The 13,725-nt window shown below is 63.5% G+C and carries 22 protein-coding genes, 16 tRNA genes and 1 other RNA gene; 38 read left to right on the top strand and 1 reads right to left on the bottom strand.

Going from position 1 to position 13,725, the window contains the following annotated elements:
- The first annotated feature begins 89 nt into the window (after window positions 1-89).
- The 17 genes from AB3M81_RS07920 to AB3M81_RS07840 all read left to right on the top strand — a co-directional run bounded on the left by AB3M81_RS07920 (window position 90) and on the right by AB3M81_RS07840 (window position 6,075).
- Window positions 90-575 carry a hypothetical protein gene (locus AB3M81_RS07920; RefSeq protein WP_412903373.1) on the top strand — a complete coding sequence of 162 codons (486 nt, stop codon included), beginning with the start codon at window positions 90-92 and terminating at the stop codon, window positions 573-575.
- Between the two features lie 27 nt (window positions 576-602).
- The gene (locus AB3M81_RS07915) at window positions 603-1,430 is read left to right on the top strand and encodes a hypothetical protein (protein WP_412903372.1); all 828 of its coding nucleotides are present in this window, start codon (window positions 603-605) and stop codon (window positions 1,428-1,430) included.
- A 24-nt stretch (window positions 1,431-1,454) separates the two neighbouring features.
- A complete protein-coding gene (locus AB3M81_RS07910; protein WP_412903371.1) occupies window positions 1,455-2,033 on the top strand; it encodes a hypothetical protein in 579 nt (192 codons plus the stop codon).
- A gap of 9 nt (window positions 2,034-2,042) precedes the next feature.
- Window positions 2,043-2,115, top strand: a tRNA-Arg gene (locus AB3M81_RS07905).
- Between the two features lie 203 nt (window positions 2,116-2,318).
- Window positions 2,319-2,391 (top strand) — tRNA-Phe (locus AB3M81_RS07900).
- 36 nt (window positions 2,392-2,427) lie between these two features.
- Window positions 2,428-2,510 (top strand) — tRNA-Leu (locus AB3M81_RS07895).
- 25 nt (window positions 2,511-2,535) lie between these two features.
- Window positions 2,536-2,625, top strand: a tRNA-His gene (locus tag AB3M81_RS07890).
- A 49-nt stretch (window positions 2,626-2,674) separates the two neighbouring features.
- The gene (locus tag AB3M81_RS07885; RefSeq protein WP_412903370.1) at window positions 2,675-3,598 is read left to right on the top strand and encodes a hypothetical protein; all 924 of its coding nucleotides are present in this window, start codon (window positions 2,675-2,677) and stop codon (window positions 3,596-3,598) included.
- Between the two features lie 607 nt (window positions 3,599-4,205).
- Window positions 4,206-4,278 (top strand) — tRNA-Thr (locus AB3M81_RS07880).
- 21 nt (window positions 4,279-4,299) lie between these two features.
- Window positions 4,300-4,390 (top strand) — tRNA-Ser (locus AB3M81_RS07875).
- Window positions 4,391-4,575: 185 nt separating this feature from the next.
- Window positions 4,576-5,053: a transfer-messenger RNA gene (gene ssrA, locus AB3M81_RS07870) on the top strand.
- Between the two features lie 164 nt (window positions 5,054-5,217).
- A complete protein-coding gene (locus tag AB3M81_RS07865; protein ID WP_412903369.1) occupies window positions 5,218-5,352 on the top strand; it encodes a hypothetical protein in 135 nt (44 codons plus the stop codon).
- A 20-nt stretch (window positions 5,353-5,372) separates the two neighbouring features.
- Window positions 5,373-5,465: transfer RNA gene (locus tag AB3M81_RS07860), tRNA-OTHER, on the top strand.
- A gap of 72 nt (window positions 5,466-5,537) precedes the next feature.
- A complete protein-coding gene (locus AB3M81_RS07855) occupies window positions 5,538-5,756 on the top strand; it encodes a hypothetical protein (RefSeq protein ID WP_412903368.1) in 219 nt (72 codons plus the stop codon).
- A 34-nt stretch (window positions 5,757-5,790) separates the two neighbouring features.
- Window positions 5,791-5,882, top strand: a tRNA-Ser gene (locus AB3M81_RS07850).
- A gap of 22 nt (window positions 5,883-5,904) precedes the next feature.
- A tRNA-Thr gene (locus tag AB3M81_RS07845) sits at window positions 5,905-5,977 on the top strand.
- Window positions 5,978-6,001: 24 nt separating this feature from the next.
- A tRNA-Pro gene (locus AB3M81_RS07840) sits at window positions 6,002-6,075 on the top strand.
- A 91-nt stretch (window positions 6,076-6,166) separates the two neighbouring features.
- On the opposite strand, the gene AB3M81_RS07835 is transcribed toward AB3M81_RS07840, so the two are convergent.
- Window positions 6,167-6,682 (bottom strand): hypothetical protein, encoded by a 516-nt coding sequence (locus AB3M81_RS07835; RefSeq protein WP_412903367.1) that lies wholly within the window; start codon window positions 6,680-6,682, stop codon window positions 6,167-6,169.
- A 167-nt stretch (window positions 6,683-6,849) separates the two neighbouring features.
- Here AB3M81_RS07835 and AB3M81_RS07830 point away from each other — a divergent pair, with 167 nt between their 5' ends.
- The 21 genes from AB3M81_RS07830 to AB3M81_RS07730 all read left to right on the top strand — a co-directional run bounded on the left by AB3M81_RS07830 (window position 6,850) and on the right by AB3M81_RS07730 (window position 13,696).
- Window positions 6,850-7,239: a hypothetical protein gene (locus AB3M81_RS07830; RefSeq protein WP_412903366.1), complete on the top strand. Its 390-nt coding sequence runs from the start codon at window positions 6,850-6,852 to the stop codon at window positions 7,237-7,239.
- Window positions 7,240-7,330: 91 nt separating this feature from the next.
- Window positions 7,331-7,837 (top strand): hypothetical protein, encoded by a 507-nt coding sequence (locus tag AB3M81_RS07825; RefSeq protein WP_412903365.1) that lies wholly within the window; start codon window positions 7,331-7,333, stop codon window positions 7,835-7,837.
- Window positions 7,834-8,232, top strand: a complete 399-nt coding sequence (locus AB3M81_RS07820) for a hypothetical protein (protein WP_412903364.1) — start codon at window positions 7,834-7,836, stop codon at window positions 8,230-8,232. The genes AB3M81_RS07825 and AB3M81_RS07820 overlap by 4 nt, the downstream gene beginning before the upstream one ends.
- A 59-nt stretch (window positions 8,233-8,291) precedes the next feature.
- Entirely contained in the window at window positions 8,292-8,498 is a 207-nt protein-coding gene (locus AB3M81_RS07815) for a hypothetical protein (RefSeq protein WP_412903363.1), read from the top strand.
- Between the two features lie 59 nt (window positions 8,499-8,557).
- A tRNA-Leu gene (locus tag AB3M81_RS07810) sits at window positions 8,558-8,640 on the top strand.
- A gap of 58 nt (window positions 8,641-8,698) precedes the next feature.
- Window positions 8,699-8,772 (top strand) — tRNA-Thr (locus tag AB3M81_RS07805).
- An 18-nt stretch (window positions 8,773-8,790) separates the two neighbouring features.
- Window positions 8,791-8,864: transfer RNA gene (locus AB3M81_RS07800), tRNA-Arg, on the top strand.
- Between the two features lie 144 nt (window positions 8,865-9,008).
- Window positions 9,009-9,082 (top strand) — tRNA-Cys (locus tag AB3M81_RS07795).
- A gap of 90 nt (window positions 9,083-9,172) precedes the next feature.
- Window positions 9,173-9,595, top strand: coding sequence for a hypothetical protein (locus tag AB3M81_RS07790; protein ID WP_412903362.1), 423 nt, complete (start codon window positions 9,173-9,175; stop codon window positions 9,593-9,595).
- Window positions 9,596-9,683: 88 nt separating this feature from the next.
- Window positions 9,684-10,019: a hypothetical protein gene (locus tag AB3M81_RS07785; RefSeq protein ID WP_412903361.1), complete on the top strand. Its 336-nt coding sequence runs from the start codon at window positions 9,684-9,686 to the stop codon at window positions 10,017-10,019.
- Window positions 10,016-10,327, top strand: coding sequence for a hypothetical protein (locus AB3M81_RS07780; RefSeq protein WP_412903360.1), 312 nt, complete (start codon window positions 10,016-10,018; stop codon window positions 10,325-10,327). Before AB3M81_RS07785 ends, AB3M81_RS07780 begins: the two co-directional genes overlap by 4 nt.
- A gap of 10 nt (window positions 10,328-10,337) precedes the next feature.
- Window positions 10,338-10,413, top strand: a tRNA-Arg gene (locus AB3M81_RS07775).
- A gap of 41 nt (window positions 10,414-10,454) precedes the next feature.
- A complete protein-coding gene (locus AB3M81_RS07770; RefSeq protein WP_412903359.1) occupies window positions 10,455-10,949 on the top strand; it encodes an HAD domain-containing protein in 495 nt (164 codons plus the stop codon).
- A 4-nt stretch (window positions 10,950-10,953) separates the two neighbouring features.
- Complete coding sequence (locus tag AB3M81_RS07765; RefSeq protein WP_412903358.1) at window positions 10,954-11,244, top strand: hypothetical protein; 291 nt, start codon at window positions 10,954-10,956, stop codon at window positions 11,242-11,244.
- 35 nt (window positions 11,245-11,279) lie between these two features.
- Window positions 11,280-11,693 carry a hypothetical protein gene (locus AB3M81_RS07760; RefSeq protein ID WP_412903357.1) on the top strand — a complete coding sequence of 138 codons (414 nt, stop codon included), beginning with the start codon at window positions 11,280-11,282 and terminating at the stop codon, window positions 11,691-11,693.
- Window positions 11,694-11,773: 80 nt separating this feature from the next.
- Window positions 11,774-11,849: transfer RNA gene (locus AB3M81_RS07755), tRNA-Gly, on the top strand.
- A gap of 114 nt (window positions 11,850-11,963) precedes the next feature.
- Window positions 11,964-12,497, top strand: a complete 534-nt coding sequence (locus tag AB3M81_RS07750) for an HAD domain-containing protein (RefSeq protein ID WP_412903356.1) — start codon at window positions 11,964-11,966, stop codon at window positions 12,495-12,497.
- A complete protein-coding gene (locus AB3M81_RS07745; protein WP_412903355.1) occupies window positions 12,490-12,975 on the top strand; it encodes an HAD domain-containing protein in 486 nt (161 codons plus the stop codon). Before AB3M81_RS07750 ends, AB3M81_RS07745 begins: the two co-directional genes overlap by 8 nt.
- 69 nt (window positions 12,976-13,044) lie before the next feature.
- Window positions 13,045-13,383: a hypothetical protein gene (locus AB3M81_RS07740; RefSeq protein ID WP_412903354.1), complete on the top strand. Its 339-nt coding sequence runs from the start codon at window positions 13,045-13,047 to the stop codon at window positions 13,381-13,383.
- Window positions 13,380-13,505 (top strand): hypothetical protein, encoded by a 126-nt coding sequence (locus AB3M81_RS07735; protein ID WP_412903353.1) that lies wholly within the window; start codon window positions 13,380-13,382, stop codon window positions 13,503-13,505. The genes AB3M81_RS07740 and AB3M81_RS07735 overlap by 4 nt, the downstream gene beginning before the upstream one ends.
- Complete coding sequence (locus AB3M81_RS07730) at window positions 13,505-13,696, top strand: hypothetical protein (RefSeq protein ID WP_412903352.1); 192 nt, start codon at window positions 13,505-13,507, stop codon at window positions 13,694-13,696. Before AB3M81_RS07735 ends, AB3M81_RS07730 begins: the two co-directional genes overlap by 1 nt.
- The last annotated feature ends 29 nt before the right edge of the window (window positions 13,697-13,725 follow it).

Raw genomic sequence — 13,725 nt, 5'->3', positions numbered from 1 at the left:
GATGGTGATTCACCGTGGTCGAACTGAACGTCTCATGGAGTGAGGTGTCGGCTCGAGTTGGTCGTAACGACCTGCCGTACACGTTGTTCGTGAACATGTGGCGTCTCGACCCAGCCGACCTTCCCGGGGCCACCCACAACGCGTGGTTCATGGCCGAGTACCCCGAGAAGCAGGTCGAAGCCGCGATGTGGGTCAACCTGTTCGACCAGATCGGCTACACCGTCGATGGTGAGCCCGCCGTTCGCGAGGACGACATTCCCGAGTTCGTGACCGTGTACCGCGGGTGTCTGCCCGAACGGATCGACGGCATGAGTTGGACAACCTCCTTGGAGACGGCCTACTGGTTCGCGTCCCGATGGACGAAGCACGGCGGCAAGCAACTACACGTGTACCGGGCCGAGATCCCGCGCGACTTCGTACTCGCGAAGGTCGGCGGGCGCAGCGAGAACGAGGTCGTCATCGACACGAGCCAGTTGGACATGGACGTCGAAGCCGAAGTCGTCCCCGAGGAGGAACTGGCCCCGTTCAAGAAGGCCCGCGAACAGGAGCAGATGGTTTCCCTCGGTGACCTGTGAACCGCTGAGGGCCGCATCTAAGAGGGCATGACCTTCCATGTGGTCGAGGCCTTCACCGCCTCCAAGACCAAACACGACGACGACAACGAAGACACTTACGCGGACGGACCCATCTGGACGGTCGTGTGCGACGGAACCAGCGACAAGTCCGGCTACCGTCTCAACGGACGTACCGGCGGCTGGCACGTCTCCCGGCTGATCGCCGAGGTGTTCACGGCGGCCGGTCCCGGAGCCACCACGACAGACCTGCTCACCGCCATCAACCTGCGCTACGACGACCTGTTCGGTAGCACCGTGGAGCCGTCCTCGCCTGAACGCCCCTCTGCGGTGTTCACCGCGTTCAACAAGGTCGATGGCACGGTCGTCCGGGTCGGCGACGTCACATGGACCGACGGCACCGACGTGTTCGCGGTTCAGAACAAGGTCGAGGCCGTACACGTCGCGATGCGATCCAACTACCTGAGGATGCTGCTCGCCGAAGGCGCCACCGTAGAGGAACTCCTCGAACATGACCCGGCCCGCGCGCTGATCCTCCCCTCCTTGCGTCGCGAGGTGGCGTTCCGGAACCGCGCCGATGTCGGCGATCTGGCGTTCGCGGCCGTGGATGGGCGCCACATCCCTGACCAGTTCATCGAGAAGTGGACGGTCGGCCCTAACGTAACCGCAGTGGCCATCGCGTCGGACGGGTACCCCCGAGTTCTCTCGACGCTCGACGAAACCGAGACGTACCTGCAGGACGACCTGCTACGTGACCCGCTTCGCATCGGTCGTCACGCCGGAACGAAGGCACCCAGTCTGGGGTTCGTGTCATTCGATGACCGCACCTACGTCCGGCTCACTCGGGACGCATCCTGACTTGCCCCGCATACCTGACCGGGTATGACACTCGATAAGAACGGCCACAAGCACGCGTCCGACGGCAAGTACACGGCCAAGGAACGCGACGAGTCCAGCAAGGCGCTCAATCCGATCCTCGCGGGTCTCGAACCGGACAACCGGACCCGCCTACAGCAGATCCTCGACGATGCCGAGCAGAACGGCTACGACGTCACTGGACTGCGCGAGTACCTCGGTGAAGAGGCTCCGGACAACATGGCGCTGTGGAAGGTGCGGGGCGCCATCCAGACAGCGAACGAGGCTCAGAACATCGAACTCATCAAGGGGTTGGGTCGCGACTTGGCTCGGGACTACGCTCCGGGCGCTGACCGAATCGAGATCGGCCACAACATCATTCACGACCAGCACGGCAACAAGTCCTACACCCCGTACTTCGAAGGGTTCGTCACCGCGGACGGCACGAGTGTGGACTTCACCGAACTCGAAGAACACGTTCACGACGAGCACTGGGACGACTTCGAGGAGTTCAAGATGGCGATCGAGTCGCTGGACAGCGAGGATCCCGTGATCGATGAGGACCGGTCCGGCGGACTCCCGCGATACTTCATCTCGCTCGACTGAGCGTGGTTTGCCCCTCTGGCGCAACGGATAGCGCACCCGATTCCGGGTCGGGAGGTTGGGGGTTCGAATCCCTCGAGGGGCGCTTCGAGCAGAATCTTCGAGTTCTGATCGAGAACGTCTGGTCTTCGGACCTTATGTGTGGTGAGCGGGAACAAGCCCGCTCGTGAGAAGTACAGCACTTCAACTTCGGGCGGGAGGGTCGAGGAACCGAACATCGGGACTTGTGAGCCCGGTATGTCAGGCATGTTCGGCTCACCGGCCCTCCCGAACCGGGACCACGCTCTTGGCCTTTTGGCGCAACAGGTAGCGCGCCCGCCTGAAAAGCGGGAGTGTCCGGGTTCGAGTCCCGGGGAGGCCACAACGACGGCACCGGTCGGTAAACAGTGCAAGTAGCGCCCGAATGGCGGAATGGTAGACGCGCCGGTCTCAAAAACCGGTGGCCGCAAGGCCGTGTGGGTTCGAGTCCCACTTCGGGCACTTGACGCGAGACATCGCGTTCATGGTGGACGTGGCGAAATTGGCAGCCGCGCCGGGTTGTGATCCCGGTGGAGATAGCCTCTCCGTGCGGGTTCGAGTCCCGTCGTTCACCCCAAGGCTCTCTGCTTGAACAACCGTGTGACGCGCGCCGCATATCTACAGGTATGCGCCTGCTCACTGTTCTCGTTCTCGTCGCCGCGATCGCGTTCGCGCCCTCGTCGGCCAACGCGTACACCATCGGCCGCCTCGACCCCACGTTCGACGGTCGAGACTTCACACCGATCATCCACGTCCGCGCCGACAACACGTCTGCGCGTCTGACGCTGCGGACGGAAGGCGCGGGCCTGTACGAGTGGTACCAGCGAGTAGCCGGAGGCAAGTGGTACCGGTACGGCAGCCAGAGCACCAACAGCACGAAGCGGGAACGCTGGTCGCGGACGTACAAGGCGCCCACGGTCCCTGCCTCGTCGAAGCCTGTGATCCGTGAGTTCCGGATGGTGTACAAGCCGCGCATCGGCAAGACTGTCACCTCACGCATCCAGAAGGTCCGCTACCTCCGGAACACCAGCATGGCCAAGCCCGGCTCCAAGGCTGGGTTCATGTACCTCGACAACGACAAGCCAGCCCGCTGGAACCCGTGCACCGCGGTGAACGTGTCGGTCGACGTGTCGAAGATGTCGTCGAGCAAGCGCAACGCCGCACTCGCCGACACGAAGGCCGCCATCAGCGAGGCCGCGAAGGTGTCCGGGCTGAACCTGCGGTACTCGACGTCGAAGTCCGCGCAGATCAAGGTCACGTACAAGAACCCCAAGAGCAACGCGGCGGCAGGTACCGCTGAGGTCACCCGCACCCCGAAGGTCAACGGCACCTCGTACTACGGGTTGAAGACCGCCACGATCCTCATGCGCCCCTCACTGGCCGACAAAACCCGCCGAGGCGTCATCTTGCACGAGATGATCCACGCCATCGGCATCGGTCACGCACCCAATGGCGACACCATCATGAAGCGGTTGCAGTCCCGGTGGACCATCTCTGCTCAGGACCGCAAGGTCATCGGGTACGTCGGCGCCGGACAGGGATGCTTCTGACATCGAGTTCTGATCGGGAACGGGGCTCGACCGGGACTTGTCATAGATGATGACCTGTCCTACCTGCCGCAAGTCGCACGCCAATCCGCGGTTCTGCTCGCGGTCTTGCGCCGCCACGTTCAACAATCGGGCCCGCGGCGGGAAACACATCTGTCAACACTGCGGTGGTCCGAAGCGCAGGAGATACCAAAGCACTTTCTGCTCGAACGCCTGCTTCGCCGCCCATGAAGGAGCAAAGTATGTCCAGCGATGGCTGGATGGCGAGATAACGAAGATCGGCAGGCGAAGTAGATTCATTCGAGCGCACATTCTTGAGCGCCAAGGGGGCACCTGTGCGCTCTGCCCAGTAGGGACAGAGTGGAAAGGTGCTCCGCTTGTCCTTGTCTTGGATCACATCAACGGGAATCCCGAAGATGACTCGCCTGACAACCTCCGGCTGGTGTGTCCTAACTGCGATTCCCAACTCCCGACGTTCAAGAGTCGGAACAAGGGACGCGGTCGGGCCTCGAGACGGTTGCGTTACGCCGAAGGTAAATCGTACTGACTCGGAATGATCGAGAAGGCGCGAAGATCGGACCTTGACTAGAACAAGAAGTGTTCTTAACCCGCCGGTGAAGCACAAATGGCTGTGCAACTCCCTTGTAAGGAGAAGGCTGCGAGTTCGACCCTCGTCACCGGCTCTGGTCACCTCGGTGACCTTCGGAGGGATGCCGGAGTGGACGATCGGAGCCGCCTTGAAAGCGGTCGGCGGCGTGCAAGCGTCGCCCGTGGGTTCGAATCCCACTCCCTCTGCTGCGACGGAAGTTTCGTCGCATGTGTGATCGTGACGGGCTTCCCGTCCCGATCGGGCCGCAAGGTGCGGCGTGATCACGTCGCGCTTCGAGCGTGGATCTGAGAGCGACGCGCTCTCTGATCGAGAAGGAACGGCACTCGGGCTTGTACTGGGTGAACAACTGAACAGAGGCATAACCCAACTCGGGGCCGATCGGTTTCGACTTTGGCAAGTGCAAGCAACTTCGCGACCCGCGAACCGTCACACATCGTGTAACAGTGTGGCAACCCTATAAATGCCGATGACAACATCGCTGCCGAGGCCGCCGAGGGCATCAAGGACATCGAGTCCTTCCTCGCGACCGAGGCTCTCGTCGCTGCCTGATCCGACCGCCGAGGCTACTCGGCACCGGCTCAGTCTTTGAACGAGGACGGCTTGGGCTCTGAACCGGCCACCGTGCAGACATGGATCTCGCACGGTCCCCCGGGAATGACTCGTGGAAGTGAGCCGTTCCAACCCAATCACTTCTGACCCCAGCAGGTACCGCTGGAACCAACGGGCCCGGTGGGTGCCACCGCAACCAGCACCGAACGCGTGACCCCGGCAGGGGGCAATCTGCAATGGTCGACCGGATTGTTGAATCAAGTCAGAGGACCGGGGTTCGATTCCCCGCGGCTCCACACAGAACCTAGGAAGGAGAGACACGACATGTTCGAACGCAACGTCACCGCGACGCTCGCTGTTCTCGCGTCCAGCCCGGACCGCGAAGTGACGGCCGTGTCTCTCCTGTCTGGGATCCCCGAGGACCAGATCGCCAGTCTTGGTGGTCTCCCTCGGGGGTGAACTCATGAAGAAGAACACGAAGAAGTCCAAGCCAGCCAAGACCGTCACCACGATGACGCACACGGCGGGTGACACGACGAACCCTCGCTCCTACGACCCTGTGGTCCGGGCGGGCAGTTCGTTCAAGTCCGTGCGCTGACTCTGAGGTCGGCGCGCCCGGGTAGGGCAAACCGATGGTTGGCTGCCGGTCACCGTCCGGAAAACGGTTGGTCCTCTCACGAGGGCGTGCGGGTTCGATCCCCGTCCCTACCGCCGACTGCTGCACTCTGAACCATCCGACGCGCACGGCGTCGATCCAACTCACGTCCTCGAGAGGAGAAACTCATGTACGAGACTCGTAACCGTCTGGCCGCCGACATCCGTTCGGTTGTCACCAGTCATGTCGCCAGCAACCCCGGGGCGGTGTCCGTGCTCGCGGACTCCCTCTCGATCCCTGAGGAGAGCGTCGCCAAGATGCTCACGAAGGGTCGCTGGGATCTGGCACTCGGCGTCGAATGCGTCGACGCGCTCGGGCTCAGTCTGAGCATCTCTGCAACACCCTGACGGATTCTGCCCACCCGCGGCCGTCAGGTCATCGGGTGAGACCAGCCGAGGGATGGCGGCGGCGCTTCGTTGCTAGCGAGGTTGCCCCTTCACGGGGGCGTGTGGGTTCGATCCCCACTCTCACCGCTGACCCTCTCGCAGGGTCTTCGCCGCTCTAGTTCATCAGGTAGAACACCCCACTCGTAATGGGGAGGTGCCCGGTTCGAGTCCGGGGAGCGGCTCTTGGTATGGTTTCTTCTTGTCGACGGGCTGTGGCGCAGTTTGGTAGCGCACTTGACTGGGGGTCAAGGGGCCGTGGGTTCAAATCCCGCCAGCCCGACGCGAAGAGGCCGGAAACCCCGAAAAATCAGGGTTTCCGGCCTCTGCCGTGAGCGCCGCACACACTGAGTCCATGACGACAGACGCACGCGTCAACCGCAAGCGAACCCTGTCAGTTCCCGAGCCGAGAGCGTCTTGTTGACCGGACCGTCTGCGGTCCAGTCCGTGACAAGCCACTGTCCGGTCTTCAAGCCGAGCCAGTCGTTCGCGGTCACCCGAACCGCGTTGACGTGACTGCCGTCCGATGTGTCAGTGGCCCCCACCACCAGTTCACCGGCGGGCTGCTCCGCCACCCGGAATCCCCCAGCGGTGTTCGTCCAGTCGGTCGAGACGCTCTCGACAGGGAACTGCGAACTGTCCGTCATGGTGTGCTTCGGCTCGAATCGTGCGACCGTCCCGACGTTTCCGGGACCGGTGGCACGTTCGACAGTCAGTGTCGGCTGCTGCTCCCCCTTGCAGAGCACCGAACGAATCAGTGGCTCACCCGCAGCAGACACACCAACCGCGGCACTACCCGCGACGGCAGGTTCCTCCTCGCCTTGCATCACGACCGACAACCCGGCCGATGTCACCGCCACCACGGCGGCCGACACCAGCCACGGCGTCACGTCCTGCCTGCTCAACGATCTCCCCATGCGCTGCAGGGTACCCGCGCCGAACCGATCGTCGCAGCAGATCGAGATCAACGACCGGACGGGCTTGGGTCTGCCAGTTGGGCGCTCTCGGGAGCAGCGGCCGTCGGTCGAGGCGTGCGCCCGGAACAAGGGAGAATCCCGTGAAGAAGTTCCTGCTCGCCCTCGCGACGGTCATGCTGGCCGCCGCCGCACTGGTCCTTCCGTTGTCGCCCGCGAACGCCGCGGCCAACGACCTCGTGATCGCCAACCACTACTCCTCGCCGCGGAACATCGAGGTGTGCCGCGACTGGGGCAACACGTCCTGTCAGACCGCCTCCCCGAAGGGCTTCCTCACGCCCGGACAGAACAGCAAGACCAAGTTCGGATGGGCGGACGCCGACGGTTTCAAGGTTCCGGCCGGGTGCCGGTTCCACTACACGCAGTCCGGCACCAAGAAGTCCGTGTCCGGTGGTTCGACCGGCAAGTGGTTCAAGATGGGCGGCTTCTTCGGCACGAAGCACTACATCACGTCCAACAACCTGACCTGCTGACCTGCTCCGAGGGAACGGAGGGTGTCGCCCGTGTCGGGTGGCCCCTCCGTTCCTGATCGAGGCCGGGTCAGGCTTCGGGCTTGTTCACGCCATGAAGACCATCAAGGGTGCCGAGAACACGTTGAAGCGGCTTCGCGTCGGCACCGTCCTTCTCGACCGTCACGGCAAGGCGTGGCAGAAGACCTCCACGAAGGGGTGGATGGAGCCCGGTTCCACGCTCGAGACGAAGCACTTCATGATGTTCGGCCCGTTCACGATCTTGCACGAACCCGACCCGGAGCCGGTCGCCGAGGAGCCCGAGCAGACGTACTACTGGCTCGCTCCACGCGACCCGCTGCCGCCGCTGCCGGAGGACGCGTCTGAGAAGGCACGGCGTCGCCGTCGCCGCAAGAACCGACAGGCTCGCGAGTTCGAGGAGTACCGCCAGCACGCCGAGGCGAGTCTCGGCATCAAGTGCCCCGCCTGTCGCGCTGGCATCGGCATCTGGTGTGGCGCCAACCGTCTCGACGGCGGAACGATGCACGAACGTCGCTGGAAGGCCGGACGCGAGGCTCTCGAGGTCACGAAGCAGGCCCAGCAGGAGGTGCCGGTGCCGTGAAGCGGTTGTTCACCGAGGACGGCACGGACGTCACCGAGTCGGTCCAGATCATGTACGACGTCGCTCACGCGTCGATGGGCTGGGACTACGGGATGTTCGACAACGAGGAGGTCAGCGCGGTCATCGAACTGGCCACCCAGATGGGCTGGAAGGTTCCCGACCTCAACGAGTCGATGGCAACGATGGCTGTCCACTACCCCGACCACTACTTCTCTGACGGTCGCATCCGGCCCAAGGTCGGCCTTCGGGTTCGCCTGTGGGTCGGCGACCGCACGAACAGGGTGTCGGTGGATGGCGAGGTCATCGAGGTGCACGACGGGATCGTCACGTTCATCGACGCAGACGGGTCGAAGTTCATGTGCCCCGAGGGCGAGAAGGGCCTGTGCGTCCTGTGATGTGGCGAGGGTTCGCCGCATAGAACTCTTCGTACACACGCGAACGAAGAGGGAACATCATGGTGGTCATCGAACTGGTCAAGGACGTCACCGCAGACAACTCCGTGACCGTCGCCCGCAAGGGCACACGCGGCACCCTCGTCGCTCGTCTCGATGACTCCCTCACCGACGGTAAGGCGCGCTTCTCGGCTCGCATCATCGGTGACCCGTCGAGCGTGTTCACCCTCGCGAACACCGACTTCGAGGTCTACGACCTCATCTCCTGATCGGGCCCAGCCCCGGTTCGGGACTTAGCAGCAAACGTACGGCCGGTCGCACCGGCCATGTCCAAGTGGCGGAATGGTAGACGCGCTGTCTTGAGGGGGCAGTGACCTTCGGGTCGTGAGGGTTCAAGTCCCTCCTTGGACACAGAGACATCCGGGCTTCGACGAATTTCGATGAAGGTGCACACCGGATGTCTCTACTTGCCGCCTTGGCGCAATTGGCTAGCGCATCCGCCCGGTACGCGGAAGGTTGTCGGTTCGAGTCCGACAGGTGGCTCGCAGTTAGTGGTGATGTGCCCTCGTAGTTCAACTGGAAAGAACACCGGATTTCTAGCCCGCAAGTTGAGGGTTCGAGTCCCTCCGAGGGTTCAAATGTGGGAGGCGTGAGCCGTCATAACCACGACAGGTGGGGCCGATCCCGTGGACCAACCGGGGACGACCAGCGATGGTCAAGATCCGGACAATCCCACCTTGAAGTCCCGGCGAAGGAGGCATACCCGGGACACCCCTCATGGTGGTTTGGCCGAGAGGTTAGGCGCACGCCTGCAAAGCGTGTTACGCGGGTTCGAATCCCGCATCCACCTCCAAACGCGCTTCCCGTCCGGCGAGGCGCGGAGCACGCAGAACCTCCACGACGCACTCCGCGTCTCACAAGCCACAGCCGATACGGTGTCCGGATGAGCACCCACGAACGACCCGGCAGGCCCGCGTTCTCTGGCGAACTAGCCACCGCAGTCGGCCATGTCGTCCTTGAGGCGTCTCAATGCGAGGACGCCCTCGGCGAGATGGTCCTGCTGGCGAGCGGGAACCTCGGGGACACTCCCGACAACGTGTGGTGGACTTCCGGGGAACGGCTCGCGTCAGCCGTCGAAGCGTCCGGCGTGGAGAACACCTCCTCGATGGCTGACGAGTACCGGCGTCTCACCGAAGCGAGGAACATCATCGTGCACGGCTTGTGGCTGGAGAGCCCCACCGCGTTCGTCGTCATGACGCGTGGCAAGTCCATCCGGCGCGACCCGAATCCCCCGCACTACGGCTTCGGCACATGGACCCTCGAATCGATCAACGATGTCGCCGACCGGTTCAACGCGCTCGAGTAGCAGGCACAGGCCGCCATCGAAACCATCATGGGCGCGTTCGGCCCTTCCCACTGATCGGTGTCCTGTGGTTGCCGTACCTTGAACAGTCATGAGCGACAGTAAACACGTCATCGTCCGAGCCGCCGAGATGCAGCGCGACGACACCGAGACCAGCATCGGAGTGTTCGCTCGACACACCGTGGACGAGCGCCCGTACAGCGTGTGGCATTTCTTCACTATCGCGAAGCCCTACGACGACATCCCGTGCGTTGTCGAGCACGCGCTCACGTGGGGGTACGACGAGACCGACGCTGAGATTCACGCCGATCACTACGACTACAACACGTTCGACACGCACGCCGAGGGGTACGCGCACGCGAAGTCCATCGCCGACGCGCTCACGTTCGACGACGTGGACATCAAGGAATGGATGGACCTGTCGTGAAGCAGATGACCGCAGCGGAGCACCGCCACATGATGGCCGTCATGGACGACGTCAAGACCGCCCTCGTCGCCGAGCAGCAGAAGCGTCGGGAGAACCCGATGACGTGGAGGCTCAACGAGGAGAGGGTCGTCCTCGAGAAGGTCAACGAGTGGCGCGCCAAGACGGGTCTGAAACCCGTCATGCGTGAGCACATCGAGACGATCGAGTCGTCCGCGAACGGTCACAGCGACTACACGGAGAAGTTCAGCCTGTACGCGGCAGAACTCGCCGTCGGTGTCCACTGGATCGATGAGCGGGGTCTCGTCTGAGCAGTTCCCGGCGCCCGTAGCACAACGGATAGTGCAGTGGTGTCCTACGCCATCGGTTGGGGGTTCGAATCCCTCCGGGCGCGCCAACCAACCCAGAACTAGCGAACGTGGAAGGAGTCGAGGCGTCATGCGTACGACCTACTGGTGCCTCGACGTTGACGGCGTGCTGAACGCTTGGGATCTGTCCGGCAAGAAGGACCCGCCCGGCATGGTGTTCGAGCACACCGAGATCGAGGACACCCCGATCCACTACCGGCGGGCCGTGATCGACTTCGTGAACGAGATGGCCGCACGGCCCGACGTGATCATCGTGTGGACGACCGACTGGACCGAGAAGGCGAACAGTCTCCTCGCGCCGACGATCGGTCTGACCGGCCCGTGGGACGTCAACCCCGGCCAGCAGCCGGGAGAGTCCGATTGGCCGTCCCGTGCCGAGTGGTGGAAGTTGCGTCGTGTGAAGCGATGGCTCGCGACCGGGCAGAAGGTCGTGTGGACCGACGACGACATCCTTCCCCGGCACAAGCCGAAGGATCCGGACGCTCTCGTCATCGTCCCTACACCGTCGCGGGGCCTGTCCGACGCGCACCTGCGGAAGATCCGCGAGTTCATCGACCTACCCTGAACGGGTGACCATCGCGCATCATTCGGCTCCCGACCCGGGCCACGGCTCGTACCAGCGAGTCGTGAACGTGTCGTGGCCGCTCCGTGACGAGAACGGCCCGCATGCTCGCAACATCCCCGATCAGCCGACACATCCTCGTATCGAGGCTCGGCTCGTGTTCGAGACGGACGGCGAGACAGTCGTGACCGGTGTCGCGGTTCGCAAGCACGGCCGTCACATCTGCGTGAACGTCCACGACCCACGGTTGCAGGTCGGGTACGTGTGGCTCGACCAGAACGACGTCCAGTTCACCTGATCGGTGCTCACCCTTCCGAGACCCTTGCGGCAGACATGAGCACCGATCAGGACACCATCGTCACCAACTACAAGGTCCACCCGACCGGGTGGTTCGACGCGTGCCGTGAACTGGGGCCGCTACAGGACTCCTTCTCCGTGAGCGTGACCCGAGGCTTCGGTGGGCGGTGGCTCATCACGAGGGGCGTCACCCACTGGTCACCGACATACAACGAATGGCGGGACACCCACAACGGGTACACCGGCAAGCCTCCACGGGCCGAGGACTACATGGACCTCGACACGGCGTTGAAGGTCGCTCGTGAACTGGCGAACAAGGCCACCAACGTTCGCGGCCGGACGTTCATGGAGGCGCTCAAGCATGAGCGTGCCCTCAAGGCCGAGACCGAGGCGAAGACCAAGGCTCGCCGGGACGCGCGGATGAAAGTCGGAGCGAAGGCGCGCCGCTGACTTCCTTGACAGGACTGCGAACCACACCAGCCAGTGAGTTCGCCGCATGTAACACCCGTGGCACCCTTCGCGGTGTCCTCGCGGATGTAGCGCAGTTGGTAGCGCGTCACCTTGCCAAGGTGAAGGTCGCGGGTTCGAACCCCGCCATCCGCTCCACGCAGTTTCCTAGTCTCTCGTTTCCACTGTTGCAGGAAACAACGAAAGATCGTGATACCTCGGGCCGAACCGAAGTATCGCCGATAGCCGAAGTTTGAAGGGGGTGCGGCACCGGTGGCGAACGTTCGCCTCTACCTTGACGTCGATGGGGTGATCAACGCGTGGTCCCCGTTCGGCGACTTCACCTCAGGCGACGACCGCTACCGGCGGGCCCGGGCGGCAGGCACCGTCGTCACCTACCGACCCGTCGTGGTGGACGCCATCAACACGCTCTCCCGTTCCGGCGTCGAGGTGTTGTGGTTGACCACGTGGAAGGAACAGGACCGAGCCGAACTGACCCGCGCTCTCGGCTTCGAGCAGTTCCGCGGCCTGACCCGCGAACAGGAGAACGGACTGTGGTGGAAGACCGCCGCGATCCTCAACGACTTCGAACAGCGGGGCCCAGCGCCGTTCATCTGGGCCGACGACGACCTGAGCATCTTCGAGTACGACAACCTCACCCAGTACCTCCTCGAGCGTGACCAGATGGTCGCGATCGCCCCCATGTGCCCGGTCGAACCCGGGCTCGGCCTGTCAGACGACGAACTGGAATTCATGTACCGGTTCTCCGTAAACCCCGAACCCATCGAGGTGACGGCTCGTGACTGATGCCCGCTGGTACCTCGACATCGACGGCGTGGTGTCCGCGATGTACCCTCCCGCGATCGCCCACACCTACCTGTCGGTTCCCGTACCCGGCAACGGCGACCACTGGATTCAGCCGAAAGTCGTCGAGTTCATCAACAAGGCTTCCTGCGGTGGCGTCGAGGTCGTCTGGTTGACCTCGTGGGAGCGAGATGATGTCATCTCGGCGTTCGCCCCGGCCGCGTGGCTACCTGAGTTCCGGCACCTGCCTTGTGTCTCCGAGTACGGGGTGGAGGACTTCGACTGGAAGCGCAAGGCGCTCATCGCGGACCTCGAAGCGAACCCGGTCAAGTCGGTTGTGTGGACCGACGACGACGTGACCCCTGACGACATCGCCGCCGTCAAGAACGCCGCTTCAAGGGCACTGATCCTCGCTCCTACCCCGAGCGCGGGCCTCACGTCCTTCCACACCACCCAGATCGCAGAGTTCCTACACCTGTGAAGCAGATCTGCCCGTCACGGAGCGTCACATCCTGATCGGTGTGCCCGCCAGTTGAGGGCTTGAACAAGCATGAGCGACCACAGCGCAGCCATCCAGCACATCGAGATCCTGCAGGAGCAGGCCATGCGATCCGCCCGAGATGGACGGGAGACGATCCGCGTCACCGCCGAGTACGCAACCGTCAAGACCATCATCGGTATCGCCAGCACGGTCGACGAGCACATGGGCGCCGATGACGTCTACACGGCGTTCCTCGTGAAGTTCCGTGAGACCGGCGACGTCGAGGCCGCGAAGGACGCCGCCTACCAGACCGTGCAGGCCAACGTCGACGAGCAGTCCGACCGTCGCCGCACCGGCATGCGGGCCGCGTTCAAGCACATCGTCGGCACGTTCCCGGCGCCCCGATGATGCCCGGAATCAGCCTCGACTGGCCCGTCATCGCCGGAGTCGCAATCCTCGCGGTCATCGTCATCACCGACACGGTGGGCCTGATCCGTGAACGTCGTCGCGACCGACGCGGGAGCCTCTGATGCTTGCCTTCATCGGGTTGACCTGCCTCATCATCGTGGCGTTCATGGCCCTGCTCACCATCATGATCAAGGCCATGTCCGAACCCCAGCACGCCCACCCCGACGCTGAGGTCAACCACGGCCGCAGCGGAGGCGGATGGGGTCTGTCCACCTGCACAGAACCCGGATGCGACTGGACCGAGATCTACTGATCGGAAACCAGCCACCGGGCGGGCTTACC

This window comes from Aeromicrobium jepli, assembly GCF_047246605.1.
Lineage (GTDB): Bacteria > Actinomycetota > Actinomycetes > Propionibacteriales > Nocardioidaceae > Aeromicrobium.
This window is presented reverse-complemented; position numbering and strand designations above follow the sequence as displayed.

What these genes read in the sequence shown, in the direction of transcription:
- AB3M81_RS07865 (WP_412903369.1), top strand. Translation starts at nt 5,218, where the DNA reads ATGAAGAAGAACACGAAGAAGTCCAAGCCAGCCAAGACCGTCACCACG.
- AB3M81_RS07855 (WP_412903368.1), top strand. Translation starts at nt 5,538, where the DNA reads ATGTACGAGACTCGTAACCGTCTGGCCGCCGACATCCGTTCGGTTGTC.
- AB3M81_RS07785 (WP_412903361.1), top strand. Translation starts at nt 9,684, where the DNA reads ATGAGCGACAGTAAACACGTCATCGTCCGAGCCGCCGAGATGCAGCGC.
- AB3M81_RS07770 (WP_412903359.1), top strand. Translation starts at nt 10,455, where the DNA reads ATGCGTACGACCTACTGGTGCCTCGACGTTGACGGCGTGCTGAACGCT.
- AB3M81_RS07815 (WP_412903363.1), top strand. Translation starts at nt 8,292, where the DNA reads ATGGTGGTCATCGAACTGGTCAAGGACGTCACCGCAGACAACTCCGTG.
- AB3M81_RS07915 (WP_412903372.1), top strand. Translation starts at nt 603, where the DNA reads ATGACCTTCCATGTGGTCGAGGCCTTCACCGCCTCCAAGACCAAACAC.
- AB3M81_RS07735 (WP_412903353.1), top strand. Translation starts at nt 13,380, where the DNA reads ATGATGCCCGGAATCAGCCTCGACTGGCCCGTCATCGCCGGAGTCGCA.
- AB3M81_RS07740 (WP_412903354.1), top strand. Translation starts at nt 13,045, where the DNA reads ATGAGCGACCACAGCGCAGCCATCCAGCACATCGAGATCCTGCAGGAG.
- AB3M81_RS07790 (WP_412903362.1), top strand. Translation starts at nt 9,173, where the DNA reads ATGAGCACCCACGAACGACCCGGCAGGCCCGCGTTCTCTGGCGAACTA.
- AB3M81_RS07910 (WP_412903371.1), top strand. Translation starts at nt 1,455, where the DNA reads ATGACACTCGATAAGAACGGCCACAAGCACGCGTCCGACGGCAAGTAC.
- AB3M81_RS07730 (WP_412903352.1), top strand. Translation starts at nt 13,505, where the DNA reads ATGCTTGCCTTCATCGGGTTGACCTGCCTCATCATCGTGGCGTTCATG.
- AB3M81_RS07825 (WP_412903365.1), top strand. Translation starts at nt 7,331, where the DNA reads ATGAAGACCATCAAGGGTGCCGAGAACACGTTGAAGCGGCTTCGCGTC.
- AB3M81_RS07885 (WP_412903370.1), top strand. Translation starts at nt 2,675, where the DNA reads ATGCGCCTGCTCACTGTTCTCGTTCTCGTCGCCGCGATCGCGTTCGCG.
- AB3M81_RS07760 (WP_412903357.1), top strand. Translation starts at nt 11,280, where the DNA reads ATGAGCACCGATCAGGACACCATCGTCACCAACTACAAGGTCCACCCG.